The 20,940-nt window shown below is 67.9% G+C and carries 21 protein-coding genes and 1 riboswitch; of the genes, 12 read left to right on the top strand and 9 right to left on the bottom strand.

All coding sequences use genetic code 11. From position 1 onward, the window contains the following. Positions 1 to 3: 3 nt before the first annotated feature. From ACQR2C_RS12550 to ACQR2C_RS12540, 3 genes are all read right to left on the bottom strand, one after another. A complete protein-coding gene (locus ACQR2C_RS12550) occupies positions 4 to 867 on the bottom strand; it encodes an FAD binding domain-containing protein (protein WP_434881249.1) in 864 nt (287 codons plus the stop codon). A gap of 328 nt (positions 868 to 1,195) precedes the next feature. Further along, complete coding sequence (locus tag ACQR2C_RS12545) at positions 1,196 to 2,404, bottom strand: MHYT domain-containing protein (protein WP_316177536.1); 1,209 nt, start codon at positions 2,402 to 2,404, stop codon at positions 1,196 to 1,198. Between the two features lie 295 nt (positions 2,405 to 2,699). Continuing rightward, positions 2,700 to 3,305 carry a 6,7-dimethyl-8-ribityllumazine synthase gene (locus ACQR2C_RS12540; protein WP_316177535.1) on the bottom strand — a complete coding sequence of 202 codons (606 nt, stop codon included), beginning with the start codon at positions 3,303 to 3,305 and terminating at the stop codon, positions 2,700 to 2,702. Between the two features lie 77 nt (positions 3,306 to 3,382). Further along, positions 3,383 to 3,576, bottom strand: a riboswitch (FMN riboswitch). 394 nt (positions 3,577 to 3,970) lie between these two features. Here ACQR2C_RS12540 and ACQR2C_RS12535 point away from each other — a divergent pair. Together ACQR2C_RS12535 and proC are read left to right on the top strand one after the other, a co-directional pair. Beyond that, the gene (locus ACQR2C_RS12535) at positions 3,971 to 4,471 is read left to right on the top strand and encodes a YbjN domain-containing protein (protein WP_315714059.1); all 501 of its coding nucleotides are present in this window, start codon (positions 3,971 to 3,973) and stop codon (positions 4,469 to 4,471) included. A 163-nt stretch (positions 4,472 to 4,634) separates the two neighbouring features. Then, positions 4,635 to 5,462, top strand: coding sequence for a pyrroline-5-carboxylate reductase (proC, locus tag ACQR2C_RS12530; protein ID WP_434881248.1), 828 nt, complete (start codon positions 4,635 to 4,637; stop codon positions 5,460 to 5,462). A gap of 19 nt (positions 5,463 to 5,481) precedes the next feature. Here proC and ACQR2C_RS12525 read toward each other — a convergent pair whose 3' ends face one another. Both ACQR2C_RS12525 and ACQR2C_RS12520 read right to left on the bottom strand, forming a co-directional pair. Continuing rightward, positions 5,482 to 6,798 (bottom strand): TAXI family TRAP transporter solute-binding subunit, encoded by a 1,317-nt coding sequence (locus tag ACQR2C_RS12525; protein WP_434881247.1) that lies wholly within the window; start codon positions 6,796 to 6,798, stop codon positions 5,482 to 5,484. A 309-nt stretch (positions 6,799 to 7,107) separates the two neighbouring features. After that, positions 7,108 to 8,346: an MFS transporter gene (locus ACQR2C_RS12520; protein ID WP_315803254.1), complete on the bottom strand. Its 1,239-nt coding sequence runs from the start codon at positions 8,344 to 8,346 to the stop codon at positions 7,108 to 7,110. Between the two features lie 169 nt (positions 8,347 to 8,515). Between ACQR2C_RS12520 and ACQR2C_RS12515 the strand changes: the two genes are divergently transcribed. From ACQR2C_RS12515 to ACQR2C_RS12475, 9 genes are all read left to right on the top strand, one after another. Then, positions 8,516 to 8,980, top strand: coding sequence for a hypothetical protein (locus tag ACQR2C_RS12515; RefSeq protein WP_434881246.1), 465 nt, complete (start codon positions 8,516 to 8,518; stop codon positions 8,978 to 8,980). Between the two features lie 70 nt (positions 8,981 to 9,050). Next, positions 9,051 to 9,341 carry a hypothetical protein gene (locus ACQR2C_RS12510; RefSeq protein WP_316177528.1) on the top strand — a complete coding sequence of 97 codons (291 nt, stop codon included), beginning with the start codon at positions 9,051 to 9,053 and terminating at the stop codon, positions 9,339 to 9,341. A 10-nt stretch (positions 9,342 to 9,351) separates the two neighbouring features. Continuing rightward, a complete protein-coding gene (locus ACQR2C_RS12505; protein WP_434881245.1) occupies positions 9,352 to 10,764 on the top strand; it encodes a TolC family protein in 1,413 nt (470 codons plus the stop codon). 13 nt (positions 10,765 to 10,777) lie between these two features. Next, positions 10,778 to 12,112 (top strand): multicopper oxidase family protein, encoded by a 1,335-nt coding sequence (locus tag ACQR2C_RS12500; protein ID WP_434881244.1) that lies wholly within the window; start codon positions 10,778 to 10,780, stop codon positions 12,110 to 12,112. A 43-nt stretch (positions 12,113 to 12,155) separates the two neighbouring features. Then, positions 12,156 to 12,617: a cupredoxin domain-containing protein gene (locus ACQR2C_RS12495; RefSeq protein ID WP_434840226.1), complete on the top strand. Its 462-nt coding sequence runs from the start codon at positions 12,156 to 12,158 to the stop codon at positions 12,615 to 12,617. A 132-nt stretch (positions 12,618 to 12,749) separates the two neighbouring features. Further along, a complete protein-coding gene (locus ACQR2C_RS12490; RefSeq protein ID WP_434840225.1) occupies positions 12,750 to 13,046 on the top strand; it encodes a copper-binding protein in 297 nt (98 codons plus the stop codon). A gap of 164 nt (positions 13,047 to 13,210) precedes the next feature. Continuing rightward, complete coding sequence (locus ACQR2C_RS12485; protein WP_434881243.1) at positions 13,211 to 13,504, top strand: DUF1330 domain-containing protein; 294 nt, start codon at positions 13,211 to 13,213, stop codon at positions 13,502 to 13,504. 356 nt (positions 13,505 to 13,860) lie between these two features. Further along, positions 13,861 to 16,092 (top strand): tetratricopeptide repeat protein, encoded by a 2,232-nt coding sequence (locus tag ACQR2C_RS12480; protein WP_316237623.1) that lies wholly within the window; start codon positions 13,861 to 13,863, stop codon positions 16,090 to 16,092. A gap of 350 nt (positions 16,093 to 16,442) precedes the next feature. Continuing rightward, entirely contained in the window at positions 16,443 to 17,612 is a 1,170-nt protein-coding gene (locus tag ACQR2C_RS12475) for a TAXI family TRAP transporter solute-binding subunit (protein ID WP_434881242.1), read from the top strand. A gap of 83 nt (positions 17,613 to 17,695) precedes the next feature. On the opposite strand, the gene maiA is transcribed toward ACQR2C_RS12475, so the two are convergent. After that, positions 17,696 to 18,367, bottom strand: coding sequence for a maleylacetoacetate isomerase (maiA, locus tag ACQR2C_RS12470; RefSeq protein ID WP_434881241.1), 672 nt, complete (start codon positions 18,365 to 18,367; stop codon positions 17,696 to 17,698). Positions 18,368 to 18,400: 33 nt separating this feature from the next. Further along, positions 18,401 to 18,748, bottom strand: a complete 348-nt coding sequence (locus ACQR2C_RS12465; protein ID WP_316177507.1) for a MerR family transcriptional regulator — start codon at positions 18,746 to 18,748, stop codon at positions 18,401 to 18,403. A gap of 85 nt (positions 18,749 to 18,833) precedes the next feature. Between ACQR2C_RS12465 and ACQR2C_RS12460 the strand changes: the two genes are divergently transcribed. Continuing rightward, on the top strand, positions 18,834 to 19,844 hold the full coding sequence (locus tag ACQR2C_RS12460) for a zinc-dependent alcohol dehydrogenase family protein (RefSeq protein WP_434881240.1): 1,011 nt from the start codon (positions 18,834 to 18,836) through the stop codon (positions 19,842 to 19,844). A 225-nt stretch (positions 19,845 to 20,069) separates the two neighbouring features. Here ACQR2C_RS12460 and ACQR2C_RS12455 read toward each other — a convergent pair whose 3' ends face one another. Both ACQR2C_RS12455 and ACQR2C_RS12450 read right to left on the bottom strand, forming a co-directional pair. Further along, positions 20,070 to 20,585 (bottom strand): cytochrome family protein, encoded by a 516-nt coding sequence (locus ACQR2C_RS12455; RefSeq protein WP_315803236.1) that lies wholly within the window; start codon positions 20,583 to 20,585, stop codon positions 20,070 to 20,072. An 82-nt stretch (positions 20,586 to 20,667) separates the two neighbouring features. Further along, a complete protein-coding gene (locus tag ACQR2C_RS12450) occupies positions 20,668 to 20,835 on the bottom strand; it encodes a hypothetical protein (RefSeq protein WP_315803235.1) in 168 nt (55 codons plus the stop codon). Between the last annotated feature and the right edge of the window lie 105 nt (positions 20,836 to 20,940).

Genomic DNA, 20,940 nt, shown 5'->3' with positions numbered 1-20,940 from the left:
CGGCTACTTCGCCCGGCTCGCCGCGCGCTGCAGGGCGCGCATCACCATGATGCCACCGACATGCTTGCGGTACTCGGCCGGGCCGCGCGCATCGGACGCCGGCTGCATGATCGCGCGCGCCGCCGTCGCGGCGGCCTTTAGCGCGGCATCGTCGAGCGCCGTGCCGATCACGGCGTTCGCCGCGTCGGTCGCGAGCAGCGGCGTCTCGTGCAGATTGGTGAGCGCGATCACGCAGCTCGCCACCTTGCCGCCGGCCATGGTCAAGACGACGGCCGCCGCGGCGGTCGCGTAGTCGCCGACCTTGCGCTTCAGCTTCTCATAGGCGTAGCCGTGGCCCGCAGGCGGAACGGGAATGCTGATTCCGGTCAGGATCTCGCCCGGCTCCAGCGCGGTGAAATAGGCCCCCTGGTAGAACTCCCGCGCCGCGACCTCGCGGGCGCCGTTCGGCCCCTCCAGACGGTACCTTGCATCGAGCGCCAGCATCAGTGCCGGCATGTCGTTGCCAGGATCGCCATTGGCGACATTGCCGCCGAGCGTGCCGCGGTAGCGCACCTGCGGATCGGCGATCAACAGCGCGGTCTCGTGCAGGATCGGCAGGCTGGCTCCGATCTCAGTCGAGGCCAGCAGCTCGGCCTGCGTGGTCATCGCGCCGATGACGATGCGGTCGCCGTCGCGGCGGATGCCCTTGAGCCCGGCGATGCCGTGCAGATCGATCAGATGCGCTGGCGTCGCCAGCCGCAGCTTCATCATCGGCAGCAGGCTGTGGCCGCCGGCGAGCGGTCGCGCATCGTCGCCGAGGTCGGCAAGCAGCTTGATCGCATCGCCGACGCTCGCCGGCCGGTGATAGTCGAACGGGCCAGGAATCATGACGTGTCCTCTCCTGTGCTGGCCTGCCTTGCCGGCAAGGCCGTCGCGTTGTTGCGGCGGGCGTTCGTGCTGCGAGAGCGAAGTGCGAACGCGGACGCATCGCGGATTGGCGCGGAGCGTCGATCGTGACAGCCGGCCGCGCAACGAAGCCGGCACGGAGAGCGGCGAAATCGCACGAAATGCGGCTGGCCGCGCACGAATTGCGTCAGCGAGCGCGACCCAATCGCGCGAGTGACGGCATGCGCGGCCGCGCGAGACGCGCGCCCGGTGTTGGATGCGTTGCGAAGAATGGCGGCGCTCTGTTGCGGCCGCGAAATGAACGCTGAGCTCAGGCCGGCCGCCGCAGCCCGAGCCGCGCCTTGACCTCGGCGACCTTGGCGCGGCTCACCGGCACGCGCGGCTTCGAGGGGCCATCGAGCTCGATGATCGCGCCCTCGCCTTCCCGGCCGACATAGATCACATGCTCGATCGCGACGATGTGGCTGCGGTGCACGCGGATGAAGCGGCCGGGATCGAGCTGCGCCTCAGCCTCGGAGATCGACCAGGGGCACATCCGCTCGCGGGTGCCGTCGTGGATCCGGGTGTAGTGCGCATCGGCGCGCACGCTGCGCACGTCCCCGGCATCGATGAAATGGGTGCCGTTGGCGCCCTCCAGCGGCAATCGCGCCGCGGTCGCGCGCGGCGGCTGGCCGATGCCCCCCAGCGGCGCGGCCGTTGCCCGGCTCATGGCGGCGACCTCGACCACCGACTCGGCCGCCGGCGCGGCCGGTTCCGGCGCCAATTGCGGCGCAGCCTCGGCAACGGCCGGCATCGGCTGCGATTGACGGCGCGGGTCCGGCACCAGCGACAGCAAAAATCCGGCGGCGATGACGAAGCACAGCACGGCGACGACGATCGCGAGCGCTTGCGGCGACGCAGCAAGTCCTGGTGCGGCGTGATGATGTCCCTCGCCCATCGGCACGACATGCATTCCCAGCATCGCCGTGTAATGCATGCCGGACACGGCGATGCCGAACGCAACCGCACTGATGGCGAGCCGCAGGCCGTCCTGCCGCGCCAGGAAGATGCGCAGGCCGCCATAGGCGGCGCCGATCGCAATCGCCACCGACAGCGCCACCAGCGCCGGATCATGCGTCAGCCCGAACGAGCCGGACAGGCCGTGCATGCCGACATAATGCATGCTGGCGATGCCGGCGCCGAGCAGCAGCGCGGAAGGAACGACGCGCCGGGGCGAGGGATCGCCGATGCTGACGAAGAACAGCGAGATGCCGATCACGAGCGCGCAGATCAGGAACGAGATGATGGTCGGCAGCACCAGATAGACGGCATCGGCCGGCAGCGGCGCCGCCATCATGCCCACGAAATGCATGGTCCAGATGCCCACGGCCAGAATGCCGGCGGCGCCGGACAGCAGCACGCGCGCGTTCTCTCCCGGCCCGCTGCGGATGCGCGCGGTGAGACTGAAACCGGTATAGCCACCCAGGCTCGCGATCACGACCGAGAGCGCGACGAGATAAGGATCGTATCCTTCGATCATCCTTGCCGGCCGCCCGTCGCCACGGGCCAGCCTCCTCCCGCGGATGTTTTACAGGTGCGGCGAGGAAATTGACAACACAAGGCGGGGAGCGGGAGGGGGCGTGATGTCGCTGGGGTTGCGTGAGCGCTGAGCGCCTAGCGACCCTTCCGCGACAGTGAGATGCGGGACTCTTACCGCAACGGCGGTGGGCCCCCTCCCCCTTGCGGGGAGGGGAGCCGACTGCCGTCGCGGTAAGAGCTGAGTTCGAACGTCGAATCAGGTGTGGCCGGCGTCAACCGGCCACACGTCGTCAGCCTCAGATGATCCCCGCCGCGACCTGGCCGCGCAGCCGCTCCAGGCTCAGCAAGGTCTCGGCACAGGCGGTCGCCACCTCGATGCCCTTGGTCGCAAAGTGCTTGCGGAAGAACTCGAAATGCGCCTGCGTCTCGTGGAATTGCTGCGGCGTCAGCACCGCGGAGAACACCGGCACCTCGGTGCGCAATTGAACGTCCATCAGCGCCTTGATGACGGTGTCGGCGACGAACTCGTGGCGGTAGATGCCGCCGTCGACGACGAGACCGGCCGCGACGATCGCGGTGTAGCGCCGCGTCTTCGCCAGCAACTGCGCATGCAGCGGGATCTCGAACGAGCCCGGCACCTCGAAGATGTCGACGCGGTCGCGCGGGATATTCCGTGCTTCGATCTCGTCGAGGAACGCCACCCGGCATTCGGCGACGACGTCGCGATGCCAGGCCGATTGCACGAAGGCTATGCGCTGCGGCTTGCTGAAGCGCGGATGCGACGGCGCCGGTGGCGACTCGTCGGGCGGCGACGCGGCCGACATGTCCGCCGGCGGCGACGTGGCTGCGGTGAGGGTGTCGGTGGGAGTATCGGTAGGCGCGTCTTGCAACATCTGATTCATGGTTATCCTCGTCAGAGACCAGAATCAGGGCATACGGAACGACGACGCCCCCACGCTGACATGCGCGGGGTGCCGGGACCCGTTCTCTTTCATCCGGACTGTGACCGTCGGCTTCGGAATCGCACCGAATCTGCTGACCCTTCTCTGCGCGGCGCGTTCCGGAGAACAGAATTCTCCAGACCGAGCCTTGCCGACAAGGCGCTCGCGGGCTCGCGCTCGACCGGGAACGCTTACCGCCGGTGGGGAATTTCGCCCCGCCCTGAGAACATCGGCCGCCCGGGATGGACGGCCTGAACGAACTATGCAGGCGGCCGGCGGCTGCGGCAAGGCCTCACGCCCGCAGTCCGCGACGGGCGGCCATGCAGTCGCCCGCGGCCGTTCCCACGGCCGGATCGGCCCGGACGGAGCGGCTGCGGCGAATCCGATTCCGTTTTGTTCTCATTCGGCGATGATTCCACAGGCCGGACAGGAGTTGTGGACGAAGCGGTGTTTGGCTGTGGACGGACTCGCCCCCCCGTTGCGCAGATTCCGCAAATCACATCAGTTTGTCCTCGCACGCCCGGGTTACCTCCGGGACTGCAAGCCGGGTCTCGAAGCGCCGCGAGGGCGTGGGCCGGGTCGCCGCGTATGTACCAACGAGATCAAGAAGACGAGGTCGAGACGGCATGTCCCTGCTCGAAAGCACTATCGATTCCGCCGATCATCCGCTGAGCGTGGTCGAGACCATTGCGGCCGACAACAACTGGATGTTCGAGCGCTCCGGCGAGGACGAGATCACGATCGCCTCCAAGGGCCAGTGGACCGACTACCAGCTCTCCTTCACGTGGATGGCGGAGATCGAGGCGCTGCATCTGGCCTGTGCCTTCGACATGAAGATTCCCGAGGCCCGCCGCGCCGAGGTGCAGCGGCTGATCGCCGCGATCAACGAGCAGCTCTGGCTCGGCCATTTCGACATCTGGACCCACACCGGCATGGTGATGCACCGTCAGGCCCTGGTGCTGCCGGGCGGCATCACCGCGTCGGGACTGCAATGCGAGAGCATGCTGGCCGGCGCCATCCACGCCTGCGAGCGCTATTTCCCGGCCTTCCAGTTCGTGGTCTGGGCCGGCAAGTCGACCCAGGAGGCCATGGCCGCGGCGCTGTTCGATACGGAAGGCGAGGCGTAAGCCGCCGTGGCCTCGACACACTCGGTGTCGTCCCGGCGAACGCCGGGACCCATACCGCGTGATGCATGTGTGAGCCGAGACGCTTGTCGCTCTGCCCTCGCCCCACTAGAACCGCCGGTGGTTATGGGTCCCGGCGTTCGCCGGGACGACAGCGGAGTGCGTCGTGACATCAGCGGACAACAACCTGCTTCATCAGCTCACCGGCACCATCGTGCTGGCCGGCGCCGGCAAGATGGGCGGGGCGATGCTGACCGGCTGGCTGGCCGGCGGGCTCGATCCGAAGCGCGTCGTCATCATCGAGCCGATGCCCTCGGCCGAGGTCACCGCGCTCGTCGCCAAGGGCGTGCGGCTCAATCCGGCCAGCAGCGCGCCAGCCGAGGTCGTCATCGTCGCCGTCAAGCCGCAGATGTTTCCCGACGCCGCTCCGGCCCTGAAGCCGTGGGTTGGCGACGGGGCGCTGGTGCTGTCGATCATGGCCGGCACGACGATTGCGAGCCTGCAGCGGGCCGTCGGCGGCGCCGTTGTGCGCGCGATGCCGAACACGCCGGCCGCGATCGGCCGCGGCATCACGGTGGCTGTGCCGGCCGGCAATGTCAGCGCCGCGCAGCGTACGCTCGCCGACGCGCTGCTGCGCGCCACCGGCGCGGTGGAATGGGTCGATGACGAGGCGCTGATGGATGCGGTGACCGCCGTGTCCGGCTCGGGTCCCGCCTATGTGTTCCTGCTCGCCGAGGAGCTCGCCCGCGCCGGCGTCGCCGCCGGCCTGCCCGAGCCCCTGGCGACGACGCTCGCGCGCCACACCGTGTCGGGCGCCGGCGAGCTGCTGCGCCAATCGGACCTGCCGTCCGCCACGCTGCGCCAGAACGTCACCTCGCCCGGCGGCACCACCGCCGCGGCGCTGTCGGTGCTGATGGCAGCCGACGGATTCCAGCCGCTGCTGACCAAGGCGGTCGCCGCGGCCACGGCGCGCTCGAAAGAGCTCGCGAAGTAGACAACGGCGAGCTGACAGCTCAGCGCGACGGCGTCGGCGGCCCGCCATGCTGCTGGCGCCATTGCAGGAACTGGCGGAACAGGGCACTGCGCTCGGTTGGATCGTTCGACAGCTGTCCGCCGCTCTGGCGCACGAAGCTTTCGAACTGGGTCTGCTGCACGTCGGCGACCTGCGGCCGCGGCACCATGTTGTGCGCCAGCAGCCAGTCTTCCGCGGCCTTGAACCGCTTCCAGTTCGGGATGGCGGCGACGATGCTCGACTCCCGCCATTTCGGATGCCGCGGCGGCTTCATGAACTCGTCGTAGTTGGCGAAGAACGCGTCGACGAAGCGCGCCACCTTGCGGTAGCGCTCGGTATGCTCCGGCCAATTGTAGCTGACGAGCAGCATGCCGATCGCCACCGTCTCGATCGTCTCGCCGGGGTTGAGCAGGTTCGGATATTCCTCGGAGGACAATGTCGTCGGCAGATAGAGGTCCTGCAGCCGGCGGTCGTAGGGGATCGTCACCAGGTGCAGCGCGCGGTTGTCGTTCCTGATGTTGCGGGCGAGCTGGAACACCTTGCCGGTGGAGACGATGTAGGCGTCGGCGTCGCCATCGATCAGCTTCTGGATCGATTTGGCGTCGTCGGTCGCGTAGTCGAACGACGCCGTGAGGCCGAGACGGTGGAAGATCACGCGCGCGGAATAGAAGCCGACATCGGTCGGCGCGATGATGCGCTTGCCGTTCAGATCGAAGATCGAGCGGATCGAGGACCGCGCGATGACATGGACCTCGTTGTGATAGAGCCGCGCGATGTAGCGGAGCTGCGAGGTGATGTCGGGGATGCCGTATTGCAGGCGGTAGAATTCGGGCACGTCGGCGGCGACCGCGCCCATGTCGATGCTCTTCAGGAATAGAATATCGGAGACGTTGCGCACCGGTCCTTTGCCGAGCACCGGCAGAACGCGGACGTTGGTCTGGTCGTCGAGGACGCGCGCCATGTCCGAGCCGAACACGGAGGTGGCGCCGCCGGCCGGCGCCGTGATGATGGTGACGGTGCCGTCGTTGACGTCGGTCGGGTTGGGCAGCCGCCACACGTCCGGCCCGCTGCCGGGCGCGGGCGACAGCGACGCCGGCAGGCCGGCGGGACGTGGCGGCGCCGGAATCACGGGCGCGCCGTTCGGCCGGGCGGCCGGCGCCACTGGCACGATGATGGAGCGGGTCGCTGCCGGGCGCGGCGGCTGCGGCGGTTGTTGTTGGAGCTGCGGCCACGCCTGCGCGGACACCTGGCTCATCATGAGTCCGGCTGCGAGCGCGGCGAGCGCGACTTGCGAAGCTGCCTTCGAAACGATGGACATAGCGCAACGGCCTCCTGCACCATCGCGATGCCGCCGCAGCGTTCTCGACCGGTCCGGAGCATTCACCTCGAGGCCTGCCTGCGTCAGGCATGCGACGGGCGACCGCGGCCTCGGCTGAGACCTCGCGACAACCAACCTCGCGATGCGGAGCGCGCCCGAGGCCAAACGGCCACGATCGGCTCCGATCGAGGTCGATAGTTGCGGGAGGTGATTCGATGGATTTGCGGCAGCCGCCGGGATTTTGTATGACGACGTGCATATAAACCGGATATCGGACTCCGGCTGTGGCTCCCGTGCAACGCGTTGCGTTCAGGCCGCCAACCGGTGTTGCCGCCGCGCCAGGATCAGCAGCGTCACGACGATCGCGAGGTTCAGGCCATTCCACGCGATGCCGTTGGCGAAGGCCGCTGAATAGGACCCCGTGGCGTCGAAGATGACGCCCGAGACCCAGCCGCCGAACGACATGCCGAACACCGAGGCGAAGATGATGATGCCGACCCGCGTGGCGGCCTCGCGCGCCGGCATCGCCTCGCGCACGATGATCGCATAGCTCGGCACGATGCCGCCCTGGAACAGGCCGAACATGCCCGAGATCAGATAGAGCGACGTCAGGCCGTCGAAGAACAGATAGAACAGAAGCGCAAAACCCTGCGCCAGCGAGCCGATCAGGAGCGTGCGCATGCCGCCGATGCGATCGGCGAGAAAGCCGGAGCCGATCCGGCTGACGATGCCGAGCGCCATCATCAAGGACAGCATCTGCGCGCCGACGGCGACGCCGTAACCGAGATCGCCGCAATAGGCGACGATGTGCACCTGCGGCATCGCCATCGCCACGCAGCAGGCGATCGCGGCGATGCTGAGCAGGACGGTCAGCGCATTGGTCGAGATCGGCAGCTCCAGTTGCGGCGGCGCCGCACCGGCATGGTTCTGTGCGCCCGCACCGTCCATGCGGGCGCGCAGCACCAGCAGCAGCGCGCTCATCGTCACCGCGCAGAAGACGCCGAGTGCGACATGGCTGGCGCGCCAGCCGATCTGCTGCACGCCCCAGTTCACCAGCGGCGGCCACACCGTGCCGGCGACGTAGTTGCCGGAGGCGACGATGGTGACGGCGAGGCCGCGATAGCGCACGAACCAGTGCGACGCCTCCGCCATCAGCGGCGCGAAGGTGACGGACGAGCCGAGCCCGATCAGGAAATACACCGCCTGGAACTGCCACAGCGTCACCGACGCGCCGGCGAGCAGATAGGCCGCGGCGGTCGTCGCGATGCTGAGCGCCATCGCGGTGACGATGCCGAAGCGGTCGGTGATGCGGCCGACGATGACGCCGCCGAGGCCGAAGCCGAACATCGTCAGCGTATAGGCCAGCGAGACGGCGCCGCGGCTGGCGGCGAACTCGGCCTGCACGACCGGCAGCACGACCACCACCGTCCACATCCCGGCGCCGCCGATGGAGCCGATGACGAGCGCAAGCGCCAGCCGCGCCCAAGCCTGGCGCGAGTCCGGAATGAAGTGAGGCGCTTCCTCGAATCTTGTCTGGGGTCCGTGCACGATGCCTGCAACTTCGTTGCCGCACCGCATCAGGTCAAGCCACATTGCTGCGGCATTGGGCATGCAGAAGCAGCGCAGCAGGAGGGACCTGCACGATCACGGTTCGGCCCTCTTGGCGGCGCGACACTTTGTCATTAGGTTGCGCCGGGTTGGAGAGATTTGGGCACGCATGTCCCTGGGACTGACACGAAAGATGCTGATGGTGGCAGGACGGCTGCTCGTCCTTGCCTACATCATCTGCGTGGTCAGCCCGGGTGTGGCGCTCGCGCTCGGCAGTGGGGCGCCCTGTCTCGACGAGCCCGTCGTTGCCGCTGTTGTCTCCCCTCATGACGCGGCTCGCCACGGGATGGTCATGACGGCGATGCCGCAGACCATGGCGGCGCACGCCCATCATCATGATCACCCTGTCGCCGACGTCGCGATGCACACTCCAGCTCCCGCGCCGTCGCACCACGATCATGACAAGATGCCAGGCCCCTGCTGTGCCATGATGTGCGCGGTGGGTCTGGCTGCCGCGCTGCCGGCGGTCGCCCTCCCCGCCTCGCTCGCCGCCACCAGCGTGACGCCGCGCGACGAAGGCCTGCCCGGTCGCACGCCGCAGCGCCTGTATCGCCCCCCCATCGTCCTGGCCTGAGCGAAAAACGCCGGCTTCGCGCCCAGGTGGCGCGGCCGCTCGCGATTCATCGACAGACCAAGGATACCTCATGTTGTCGCAATCCATGGCGACGCCCGCTGCCGCATGTCCGGCGCGGCGCATCCTGCCATTCTCCATCGTCGCCAGCGCATTGACACTGCTTGTCGCGACGAGCCTCGCCGCCTGCCAGCCGCGCACGATCGCATTGGCCGGGGCTGATCCGGCCGATCCGGCGGCGAGCGTCGCGCCGGTGCGCGTGTCGGGCGTCGTCGGACCCTACACGCCGCTGCGCCCGGCCGCGCCGGCCGCCTGGGGCCAGCGCACCGACCCCGGCGCATCGCGCCCCGAGCCGAGCCGCTAGGGAGCGCCACATGCAGGGTATCATCAGGCTCGCGGCGCTCGCTGCAGCACTTGCGCTCGCAGGCTGTGCCTCGTTCTCGCCGGACGGCGGCATGGGCGCGGTCGCGGACATCACCGGCCATACCACCGGCAAGGAGGTCGCCTCCGTGAGAGGCGATGACGACGCCGAGCGCGCCCGCGCTGCGACGCGCCGCCTGCTCGCCCGGCCGTTGTCGGCCGATGCCGCCGTGCAGGTCGCGCTGTTCAACAACAAGGGCCTGCAGGCCGCCTACAACGCGCTCGCGCTCAGCGAGGCTGACATGGTCGAGGCCAGCCTGCCGCCGAACCCGACCTTCTCCCTGATGCGCATCAGCGGCGACGGCGCGCTGGAGGCCGAGCGCCAGGTCGCCGGCGACATCCTGGCGCTCGCCACCTTGCCGCTGCGCTCGGAGATCGCGCGCGAGCGCTTTCGCCAGGCCCAATTGAAGGCGGCGCTGGCGACACTGCGGCTCGCCGCGGACGTGCGCCGCGCGCATGTGCGCGTCGTCGCCGCCAACGAGCTGGTGTCGCTGCTGGTCGAGGCGCAATCGGCTGCGGAGGCGACCGCGAAGCTCGCCGCGAAACTCGGCGAGACCGGTGCGCTCAACCGGCTCGATCAGGCGCGCGAGCAGGTGTTCTATGCCGAGACCACGGCCGAGCTCGCCACCGCGCGCCGCGCGGCAGGAAGCGCCCGCGAGCGGCTGATCCGGCTGATGGGGCTGTGGGGCGACGATCTCGCTTTCCGCCTGCCCGACCGGCTGCCGGCGCTGCCGCGCCGCCCGTTGAGCCAGCCCTTCGTCGAGGCCGATGCCGTCGGCCATCGCATCGATCTGCAGATCGCCCGCCTCGAGCTCACGGCGCTCGCCGCCTCGCTGCAGCTCACCGACGCCACACGCTTCGTCACGCTGCTCGATCTCGCCGGCGTCGACCGCAAGACCGTCGAGCCGGACGGCCGCATCATCCGCGAACGCGGTTACGACGTGCAGTTCCAGATCCCGATCTTCGACGGCGGCGAGGTGCGCGTGCGGCAGGCGGCCGAGACCTACAACATCGCCTTCAACCGCCTCACCGAGCGCGCCGTCACCGTCCGCTCCGAGGCGCGCGACGCCTATCGCAGCTATCGCGCGGCCTTCGACATCGCCGGTCACTACGCCCGCGAGGTGCTGCCGCTGCGCCGGATCATCAGCGAGGAGATGCAACTGCGGTACTCCAGCATGCAGGTCGACATCTTCGCCCTGCTGCTCGAGGCGCGGCAGCGGCTGGCGTCGCGCCGGGCCGCGATCGACGCCGTCAGGGACTTCTTCCTTGCGGAAGCCGAGCTGTCCGCCGCCGTCAATGGCGGCGGCACCGGCGGCGAAGACACGACACAGCAGACCGCGAGCGCGCTGGCGCCGGGCAATGACTGACAGGAGAGCCAACATGTTGTCACGCCGAACCCTGCTCGGCTCCGCGGCGCTGGCCGGCGCCTCCGCCGTCTCCGGCCGCGTCCAGGCCGCCGCCATTCCCGAGGCGCCGACCATGGACAAGGCGGTGATGCAGCCGCCGCTGCATCCCGCGGCGGGGCCGGACTATCAGCCGGTGGTCACGCTCAACGGCTGGTCGCTGCCGTTCCGCATGAACGGTGACTGGAAGGAATTCCATCTCGTCGCCGAGCCGGTCACGCGCGAGTTCGCGCCCGGCATGACCACGCATCTGTGGGGCTACAACGGCCAGTCGCCGGGCCCGACCATCGAGGCGGTCGAGGGCGACAAGCTCCGCATCTTCGTCACCAACAAATTGCCGGAATACACCACCGTGCACTGGCACGGCGTGATCCTGCCCTGCGGCATGGATGGCGTCGGCGGCCTGACGCAGCCGCACATCAAGCCCGGCAAGACCTTCGTCTACGAGTTAGAGATGAAGCATGCCGGCACCTTCATGTACCACCCGCACGCCGACGAGATGGTGCAGATGGCGATGGGCATGATGGGCATGATCGTCGTGCATCCGCGCGACCATGTGCCGCCTCCGGTCGACCGCGACTTCGTGTTCGTGATGTCGACCTACCGCATCGAGCCCGGCAGCTATCTGCCGAAGGTCAACGAGATGACCGACTTCAACATGTGGACCTGGAATGCGCGGGTGTTTCCCGGCATCGACCCGCTGCCGGTGCGGCTCGGCGATCGCGTCCGCGTCCGCATCGGCAATCTCACCATGACCAACCACCCGATCCATCTGCACGGCCACAAGTTCAAGGTGATCGGCACCGACGGCGGCTGGCTTCCGGAAACGGCGCAATTGCCGGAGACGACCACCGACGTGCCGGTCGGCGCGGTGCGCGTGCTCGACTTCACCGCCGACAATCCCGGCGATTGGGCGTTCCACTGCCACAAGTCGCACCACACCATGAATGCGATGGGCCATGACATGCGCAACCTGATCGGCGTGCCGCGCAAGGAGCTGGCCGCCGCGGTCGGCAAGCTCGCGCCCGACGGCATGGTGATGGGCAACACCGGCATGGCGATGGGCAACATGGAGATGCCCTCGCCCGACAACACGCTGCCGATGATGACCGGCAGCGGCCAGTTCGGGCCGATCGAGATGGGCGGCATGTTCACGACCGTGAAGGTGCGCGAGGGCCTCGCCCGCGACGACTACCGCGATCCCGGCCCTTATCAGTTCCCCAAGGGCACCGTGGCCTACGAGGTCGCGAACGCGCCGGAGCCGCCGCCACGAACCGGGAGTGCCGCGACGCAGATCCGAACACAACGCTGACGACAGATGCACTAAACGCCACACAACGAGCTGGAGACTACGAATGAAGATTCCGATCGCGATCAGCGCGGCGCTGGCCACCGCCGTGATCATCGCCGCACCGGCTGATGCCCATGAGGCGCACGGATCGCGCGGCTATTCCGCCGGCGAGCCGGGCGATCCCAAGCAGCCATCGCGCACCATCGAGGTGCTGCTGAGCGAGATGGAGTTCACGCCGGCGCGCATCGAGGTCAAGCGCGGCGAGCAGATCCGCTTCGTGCTGCGCAATACCGGCAAGGAGGATCACGAGTTCCTGCTCGCCACCAAGGCCGAGAACCTGAAGCACGCCGCGGTCATGAAGAAGCACCCGCACATGGAGCACGACGAGCCCAACGGCACCCGGCTCGCGCCGAACAAGACCGCCGAGCTGCTGTGGCGGTTCACCAGGCCCGGCACGTTCGAATATTCCTGCCTGATCCCCGACCACCGCGAGTTCGGCATGACCGGCCACGTCACCGTCAAGTGACGGCAGGTTCGTAGTTCGTAGGGCGGATCAGCGAAGCGTAATCCGCCATTCGGCACCGCCTCAGAAACGCGGCGGATCACGCTTCGCTGATCCGCCCTACGCATCGAGTCAATTAAGCAGAAGGAACGACACATGAAGACATTCGCTCAGCTCACGACCGCTGCCGCGCTGGCCCTTGCGCTTGTTGCCCCCGCCTTCGCCGCCGAGGCGATCAGCGGCGACGTCAAGAAAGTGGACGAGGCCAACGCCAAGATCACGCTCCACCACGGCCCGGCCAAGAGCCTCGGCATGGACGAGGCCATGACCATGGTCTACCGCGTCAAGGACGCCGCGCTGCTGAAAGGCCTCAAGGCCGGCGACAAGGTGAAGTTCGAGGCGGTCGAGGACGCCTCCGGCTACACGGTGACCAAGATCGAGAAGGGCAAGTAGGCGGCAGCGATTCGAGCCATCCCTCTCTCCACCGCCATTCCGGAGCGCGCGGCAGCGCGAGCCCGGAATGGCCTGCGGAGGGATCCGGTCACGCACCGGCGGGCGGATGGGTTTGCACTCCAAGTTTGGATCGTATGATCGCAGCTCCCTGCGTGGAGCATGTCATGAAAGCCTATCTCGTCCTCGATCTCGCCGTTCACGACTTCCCGGCGTTCAAGACCTACATGGAGAAAATCCCCGCCTTCATCGCCAGGCATGGCGGCCGCTACATCGTCCAGGGCGCGGTGCCAACGCCGGTCGAAGGCGGCTGGATGCCAGAGCGCATCGTGATCCTGGAATTCCCGTCGCGCCAGCACGCCACCGACTTCCTCGCTGATCCGGAGATCCAGGACCTGTTCGCGATCCGGCACCGCACCACGACCAGCCGGTTGTTGCTGGTCGATGGGTGCACCGAGTGAGCGCGCGTTGCAATGTTGTGCCGGACGGCAGTGCCCGGCTAGGGCGGCGCCTTCTCGTCGGCGTGACATCGGCAGCGGGCGGATGACGCGGCGCTGATCCGCCCTGCGCGACCTGCCACCGTCGTTCTCCGGGCATTCGCGGGCGCAAAGGCTCCTCCCCGCCACCCCGTTAACCATTTGCTAACCATGGCGCGGGCAAGCTTTGCCGCGTCGCGCCTGCGCGTGGCCGGCGACCGGACGACCACAGGACATCCTGGGCTTTGCTGCCGCCGGGCATGGCGGCGGCCCGGTTGCCGGCCGCAGCGCGTCGCTGCATCCGACGCCCTGCCGTCCTGTCTGTCCGGAGACCCAAGTCCTTGAGCACCGTCGGTTCGCGCGCCTTCCAGAAGGCACGGCAGGAAAAGAAGCAGAAGAAGCTCGTCGAGACGCAGTTGGCGGCGGCGTACAAGGCGTTCCAGGCCGGGCGCCAGGCGGAGACGCAGGCGCTGTGCGCGCAGCTGCTGCAGGAAGTCCCCGGCTGCTTCGATGCGATGCATCTGCTCGGCGTGTCGCTGGTGTCGTCGGCGCGCTTCGCCGAGGCCACCGCCTTCCTGACCCAGGCCGTGGCGATGGAGCCGAATTCCGCCGACGCGCAGTCCAATCTCGGCTGGGCGCTGATCAATTGCGAGCGCTACGCGGAGGCGCGCGCCGCGCTGGAGCGATCACTGGCGCTGCGGCCGAACGCGCCGATCACCCTGCGCAACCACGCCATCGCGCTGCTGCGGCTCGGACAGGGCGAGGCCTCGCTCGCCGCCGCGACACGCGCCCTCGAGCTCAAGCCCGACGACGTCGACGCCTGGTGCAATCGCAGCGTCGCCGAGCTGATGCTGCGGCGCTGGGACGCCGCCGCCGCCAGCGCCGAGCGCGCGCTGGCGTTCAATCCGAACCATTTCGAGGCCACGGTCAACAAGGGTCTCGCGCATCTCGAGTTGCACCATTACGAGCTGGCGGAAGCGACCTTGAATGCGGCGCTGGCCGCACGCCCGGCCCATGCCGAGCTGCGGGCGCATCGCGGCCGGCTCTACATGATCTCCGGCCGCACGGCGGAAGCCGAGGCCGATTTCGATGCCGCCGTGACGCTCGATCCTCATCTGCAGATCGGATGGCAGGGCAAGGCGCAGATCTGCATCCTCAACGGCAACGTCGCGCAGGCGATGGCCGCCTGCAAGCGCGTGCTCGACACCAATCCGAAGGCGCAGGTCGCGCTCACCCTGCTCGGCGCCTGCCGCGGCCGGCTCGGCGACGTCACCGGCGCCATCGCGCAATTCGACCAGGCGCTCGCGGTGCAGCCCGACTATGACGAGGCGATCACCAAGAAGATCTTCTATCTCGACTTCCTGCCCGGCGCCGATTTCGCCGTCCAGCAGGCGGCGCGGCAATATTGGTGGATGGCGGTCGGCTCGAAATTCCCCCGCCGCAAGCTTGCGCCGCGCTCGCTCGATCCCGACAGGCGCATTGTCGTCGGCTACGTCTCGGCCGATTTCCGCATGCATTCGGCGGCCTTCGCCTTCCTGCCCGTGCTGCGCGGCCACGACAAGACGCAGGTCCAGGTCAACTGCTACTCGACCTCGCCGCGGCACGATTCCTACACCGCGACGTTCCAGTCGATTGCCGACGTCTGGGTCGAGGCCTCCAGCCTCTCCGACGACGAGCTGGCCGACCGCATCCAGGCCGACGGCGTCGACATCCTGGTCGATCTCTCCGGCTACACCACGGGCACGCGCATGCCGGTGTTCGCGCGCAAGCCGGCGCCGATCCAGGTCACGGCCTGGGGCAGCGGCACCGGCACCGGCCTCGCCACGATGGACTACTTCTTCGCCGATCCGGTCACGGTGCCCGAGAGCGTCCGGCCGCTGTTTGCCGAGCACGTCCACGACCTGCCCTCGGTGATCACGATCGATCCGGTGCGCGACGTTCCGCCGTCGCCGCTGCCGATGCTGACGAACGGCCACGTCACCTTCGGCGTCTACAACCGCATCGACAAGATCTCGGACGCGGCGATCGCGCTGTGGGCACGGCTGCTCGCCGAGATCCCGGACGCGAAGCTCGTCATCAAGCATCTCGCGCTGAACGATCCCGCGGTGCGCGACGGGCTGCTCGCCCGCTTCGTCGCCCAGGGCGTGCCCGAGGCGCGCATCCTCTGCCTCGGCGCCAGCGAGCGGATCGAGCATCTCAAATCCTACGAGCGCATCGACATCTCGCTCGATCCGTTCCCGCAGAACGGCGGCATCTCGACGTTCGAATCGCTCTACATGGGCGTGCCGGTCGTCGCCAAGCTCGGCGCCGGCGCGGCATCGCGCGCCGCGGGCGGCATCCTGACCGCGGCCGGCCTCGCCGACTGGGTCGCCGGCGATGACGACGGCTACATCCGGATCGCCAAGCGCTTTGCCGCGCAGCCCGAGCTGCTGGCAAAGCTGCGGCCCGAGCTGCCCGGCCTGGTCGCGCGCTCGCCGGCCGGCGACGTCGCCAACTACACGCGCTGCGTCGAGGCCGGCTACCGGCAGTTCTGGCGGGACTATTGCGCCAAGGCCGGCAAGACCGGCGCCTGATCGCGCCGGCATCGCCGAGGTCGGCATCTCGCAGCAGGCCGGGAAGCTCCGCCGCACGAACGTCCAGCGACAAACGGCCCCACAACCGCAAGCTGCACCGGTTTCCACTGTGCCATTTCGGCCGGGTGCGATCAGGCGACGACTCGCGGACTGATACCGCGGCGTTTCTCCGTCCAGACCGAGGCGCAATCAAGCCTATGGCTTTTTGGTGGCGATGATGCGCCTCGCAGCAGACCCGGCTGCGACCAACCGGCGAGTAGTAGACCTCATTCGTCAACCAAGGAGATAATGCGCGAAAATCGGCCGTGCCTCACGATCGCCGTGTGGCCGGCAACGGAGGAATTTGGGGCATGCGGGTCGCGGTGTTGAGTTGCGTCGTTGCGGCGGGATTGAGTCTGGCGGCACCTTTGCTGCCAGCCACGGCACAGACGGCGCGGACCGGAAGGCCGGCGGCGGCGACGGCCGTCGCGGCCGGCGAAGGCGGCAAGCTGCAGGAGTCCAACGAATGGACGGTCGGCATCGCCGGCGGCCTGCTCGAAGGCACCAACATCCGCTTCGCCGCCGAGATGGCCAAGGTGCTCGACGACCGGCCGAACCTGCGCGTGCTGCCGATGGTGACCTACGGTGCGCTGGGGAACATCGAGGACCTGCTCTATCTGCGCGGCGTCGACGTCACGATCACCTCGGCCGACGTGCTCGACGAGTTCGTCCGCAACGGCACGCTCGCCAACATCAAGAGCCGGATCCGCTACATCTGCTCGTTCTACATCAACGAGATGCATGTCTATGTCCGCCCGGAGATCAGGACGCTGGAGGATCTCGCCGGCAAGAAGGTCTCCTTCAACACCGTGGGCAGCGCCGCCAACCTCACCGGCGGCATCGTGTTCGACCGGCTCAAGATCGGCGCGGAGAAGGTGTTCATCAACAATTCGCTGGCGCTGGAGAAGATGCGCAGCGGCGAGATCGCCGGCGTCGTCCACGTCACCGGCAAGCCGACCGATCTGTTCGCCAAGTTCAAGCCCGAGCCGGGCTTTCACTTCCTGCCGATTCCGTTCGCGCGCAGCCTGCAGGACTACTACGTGCCGACCAAGCTGACCTCGCAGGACTATCCCAATCTGCTCAAGCCCGGCGAGAGCGTCGAGACGATCGGCGTGCCGCAAGTCCTGGCGGTCTACAACTGGCCGCCGGAGACCGAACGCTACCGCCGCGTCGCGCGCTTCGTCGATTATCTGTTCAAGCGGTTCGACCAGTTCAAGCAGCCGCCGTTCCACCCGAAATGGAATGAGATCAACCTCGCCTCCTCACTGCCCGGCTGGACCCGCTTCCGCGCCGCGGAGGAGCTTCTGGCCAGCACGCGCCCGCCGCAGGCCGACGGCGCCGCCGTCAAGCAGCAGTTCGACGCGTGGATGAGCACGCGGGCGCCGACCGGCGGCCGGCGGATGAGCGAGGACGAGACCAGGGTCCTGTTCGAGCAGTTCCGCGACTGGATGAAACGGGACGGCAGCCAGCCGGCGCGATAGCGCTGCTGGTGGTGGCGTAGAGCATGATCCGGAAAAGTGGAAACCGGTTTTCCGAAAGGATCATGCTCAACAAAGAGAGGAGGCTACGACGCCGCCGGCTTGCCGCGCAGCGCTGCCGGCGTGTCCGGCTGCGCCAGCGGATGGGCGGAGGCGAAGGCCGGCAGCGCCATCGCCGCCTCGAACACGCGCTGCACCGTCGGCGTCGCGCCGAGGTCGAGGCCTTGATTACGCGCGAAGACGGCGTGGCCGGCGAGGCAGATGTCGGCCATCGTCGGCGCATCGCCATGGCAGAACCGGCCGGTCGCGGCATGGCCGGCGAGCTGGGCCTCGACTGCGGCCAGCATCTCCGCGGCCCAGTGCCTGAGCCAGGCCGCGCGCGCCGCGTCGTCCACGTGCAGCACCTCGGTGAGATAGCGCTGCACCCGCGGCGTCGTCAGCGGATGCGCATCGCAGGCGATCATCGCCGCCAGCGCCCGCACCCGCGCGCGCCCCTTGGCGTCGCCAGGCAGCAGCGCAGCGCCAGGACAGGCCTCGTCGAGATAATCGAGGATCGCCAGCGACTGCGTCAGCACCGTGCCGTCATCGAGCACCAGCGCCGGCAGCGCCATCTGCGGGTTGAGCGCGGCATAGCCGCCGCCACGATGCTGCTGCCGGTCGATATCGACCGCCACCTGCTCGTAGGCGACGCCCTTCAGGTTGAGCGCGATGCGGACGCGAAAGCTCGCGAGCGACCGCCAGAACGAATAGAGCTTCATACGGGCTCTCCTGGGCAGGCGGGTGAATGGCGATCAGTTCACGCTCGATAGAAAGCCTGCGAGGACCGTCCGACTCTGGCTGAGCGCCGCGATGCGTTGATCGATGAGGCCGACCTGCTGCGCCAGCACGCGTCGCAGATTGTCGCAAGGCCGGAAGTCCGGACGGGTGTTGCGCACGCACGGGAGCAACTGCTTGATCGTCTCGAGGGTCAACCCGGCGGCGCCGAGCAGTTTGATCCGGCGCACGGCTTCTTCGTCCGCCGGCCCGTAGTCGCGATAGCCGGACGCGGTCCGTTGCGGCGCAAGCAAGCCCTCGTCCTCGTAGTATCGCAGCATCCGGATGCTCACTCCCGTCCTCCGGGAGAGTTCGCCGATCTTCATCTGAAACCCTCTTGACCCTGACAGTGCTGTCAGACCTTACAGATCGTGCTCATGCAAGTGGAGTCCACTTGTGAAGGGAGCAACGATGAAAGCCTATCATTTGAACGGCCATGCGGGCGCGGGTCGCCTGGTGCGCACCGAAATCATCAAGCCCGAACCCGCCAGCGGCGAGGTCCGCATCCGGGTCGAGGCGGCAAGTCTCAACTACCGCGACCTCCTGATCCTGGACCGAGCGGGTGAAGGCGGCTTCGACGGCCGCGTTCCGCTGTCCGACGGCGCAGGCGTCGTCGATGCCGTCGGCTCCGATGTGGCTCAACGGCGCCCCGGCGACCGCGTGGCCGCATCGTTCTTTCGCGATTGGATCTCCGGGCCGTTCAAGGCAAGCTATGTTCCGTCATCCCTCGGCGGCAGCACGATGGATGGCACGCTGGCAGAGTACGTGGTGCTGCCGGCGACGGCGCTGGTCGCGGTGCCGGCTCACCTGACGTCGATCGAAGCCGCGACCCTGCCCTGTGCCGCCGTGACGGCCTGGCACGGCCTCGTCACCCGCGGCGGAATGGGCAAGGACGCCACGCTGCTGGTCCAGGGCACCGGCGGCGTCGCGCTGTTCGGCCTTCAGTTCGCCGCGGCGCTGGGCGCCCGCGCCATCGTCATCTCGTCCTCGGATGAAAAGCTCGCCCGCGCCAGGGCGCTTGGCGCCTCGATCCTGATCAACTACCGCGACACGCCCGATTGGGATGTCGCCGTGATGACAGCGACCGATGGCGAAGGCGCCAGTCATGTCCTCGAGCTCGGCGGACCCGGCACCTACGACCGCTCGCTGCGGTCGGTCGCGTCAGGTGGCAAGATCGTCCAGATCGGCGTCTTGACGGGGTTCGGCCCGAAGCCCGACTTGGCCCGCCTGCAATGGGAGAATGCCGATATCATCGGCGTCACCGTGGGTTCGGTCGAACATTTCACGGCGATGAATCGATTCCTGACCGACCACACGATCCATCCGATCGTCGATCGGGTCTACGACTTCGATGACGCTCCCGAAGCGTTTGCCCATCTCCGGTCCGGCTCGCATTTCGGCAAGATCGTTTTGAAACTATGAGCGAGAGGATGTGAGCGCTGCGCCGATCTGCGACGCCGGAAAGCGCATCGCCGCGGAGTTGCCACCTGCCGACAAAGACCGGCCGGAAATCTCTTCCGGTCAGCCTCAACCCAGGCGACAAACCGAGAGGGGGATCACGCTTCGCTGATCCGCGCGCGCGTCCCTTGGTCCCCGGCCGGCAGCAACGCCGGACGACTCTGATCCTGTCTCACCGTCCGCCCGCGATCACTCCGAGCCGGGCGTGAAATCCTGGTCGGCAACGCTGGCGGTCTGCGGCACCTTGATGACCACGGCGGCGCGATTGAGCGCCTGGTGGCACGAATTGCAGGCGGCCGTCAGGTCGGCATAGGAGCGCTCGAAACGGCCGATGTCCTTCTGCTTGATGGCCTGCGCCAGCTCGTCGAACGGCTGCTGCGTCACGGCCGTCGTCATGTCGGCGAACGAATTGCCCTCGACCAGCGGCTGCGCCCGGCCGACCCGGTTGAACGCGCCCTTGAGATTGCCGAGCTCATAGGCACTGAACGCCCAATTGCCGCTATGGCCGGCGATCCAGAGCCTGAGATGACGCGGCTGGATGGTCGCGATCATCAGGTCGCTGATGGTCGGGAGGTAGGCCGGCGCTGGGGGAGGTGTCGGCGTCTCCGCCTTGGGCGCAGCGACCCCGATGAGCGATGCAAGCCCGACGAGGCCAGCGGCTGTCACTGTAAGCCGCAGACGACGGCGGAGCTTCGTTGGATGCATCTTCGGTTCTCCTGGATTTAATTTAGAAGACTTCTAAAGAGCGACGTGCCTCACCGCCAATCGCAAACGCTGATCGCAGCGATCAGAAAAGTTTGATGCCGCCCGCCGTGCCACCCGCACGATACGGCCACATTGCTTTGCGCGACGCGCGCAGCCGTCCCACGCGCGAGCGCGGAGCTCTACCGGGTGAACCCGAAAACCTGAATTTCGATTTGACGAAATATTCCTCTTTCATTTTTTCCGAAATCATGTATATCTCTCCCCGTCCTGCTTCCGCCGGAGGGGCGTGTCGCGACCGTCACGAGACGTGGGAGGTGGGATGCGATGGGCGCAGCGAATCGCAGCGTGGCCTCGT

The organism is Bradyrhizobium sp. HKCCYLRH3061, from assembly GCF_051168015.1.
Lineage (GTDB): Bacteria > Pseudomonadota > Alphaproteobacteria > Rhizobiales > Xanthobacteraceae > Bradyrhizobium.
This window is presented reverse-complemented; position numbering and strand designations above follow the sequence as displayed.

Bases quoted from the DNA above. Each gene is read 5' to 3' on its own strand.
- ACQR2C_RS12550 (WP_434881249.1), bottom strand. From the start codon at position 867: ATGATTCCTGGCCCGTTCGACTATCACCGGCCGGCGAGCGTCGGCGAT.
- ACQR2C_RS12545 (WP_316177536.1), bottom strand. From the start codon at position 2,404: ATGATCGAAGGATACGATCCTTATCTCGTCGCGCTCTCGGTCGTGATC.
- ACQR2C_RS12540 (WP_316177535.1), bottom strand. From the start codon at position 3,305: ATGAATCAGATGTTGCAAGACGCGCCTACCGATACTCCCACCGACACC.
- ACQR2C_RS12535 (WP_315714059.1), top strand. From the start codon at position 3,971: ATGTCCCTGCTCGAAAGCACTATCGATTCCGCCGATCATCCGCTGAGC.
- ACQR2C_RS12525 (WP_434881247.1), bottom strand. From the start codon at position 6,798: ATGTCCATCGTTTCGAAGGCAGCTTCGCAAGTCGCGCTCGCCGCGCTC.
- ACQR2C_RS12515 (WP_434881246.1), top strand. From the start codon at position 8,516: ATGTCCCTGGGACTGACACGAAAGATGCTGATGGTGGCAGGACGGCTG.
- ACQR2C_RS12510 (WP_316177528.1), top strand. From the start codon at position 9,051: ATGTTGTCGCAATCCATGGCGACGCCCGCTGCCGCATGTCCGGCGCGG.
- ACQR2C_RS12505 (WP_434881245.1), top strand. From the start codon at position 9,352: ATGCAGGGTATCATCAGGCTCGCGGCGCTCGCTGCAGCACTTGCGCTC.
- ACQR2C_RS12500 (WP_434881244.1), top strand. From the start codon at position 10,778: ATGTTGTCACGCCGAACCCTGCTCGGCTCCGCGGCGCTGGCCGGCGCC.
- ACQR2C_RS12495 (WP_434840226.1), top strand. From the start codon at position 12,156: ATGAAGATTCCGATCGCGATCAGCGCGGCGCTGGCCACCGCCGTGATC.
- ACQR2C_RS12490 (WP_434840225.1), top strand. From the start codon at position 12,750: ATGAAGACATTCGCTCAGCTCACGACCGCTGCCGCGCTGGCCCTTGCG.
- ACQR2C_RS12485 (WP_434881243.1), top strand. From the start codon at position 13,211: ATGAAAGCCTATCTCGTCCTCGATCTCGCCGTTCACGACTTCCCGGCG.
- ACQR2C_RS12475 (WP_434881242.1), top strand. From the start codon at position 16,443: ATGCGGGTCGCGGTGTTGAGTTGCGTCGTTGCGGCGGGATTGAGTCTG.
- maiA (WP_434881241.1), bottom strand. From the start codon at position 18,367: ATGAAGCTCTATTCGTTCTGGCGGTCGCTCGCGAGCTTTCGCGTCCGC.
- ACQR2C_RS12465 (WP_316177507.1), bottom strand. From the start codon at position 18,748: ATGAAGATCGGCGAACTCTCCCGGAGGACGGGAGTGAGCATCCGGATG.
- ACQR2C_RS12460 (WP_434881240.1), top strand. From the start codon at position 18,834: ATGAAAGCCTATCATTTGAACGGCCATGCGGGCGCGGGTCGCCTGGTG.
- ACQR2C_RS12455 (WP_315803236.1), bottom strand. From the start codon at position 20,585: ATGCATCCAACGAAGCTCCGCCGTCGTCTGCGGCTTACAGTGACAGCC.
- ACQR2C_RS12450 (WP_315803235.1), bottom strand. From the start codon at position 20,835: ATGATTTCGGAAAAAATGAAAGAGGAATATTTCGTCAAATCGAAATTC.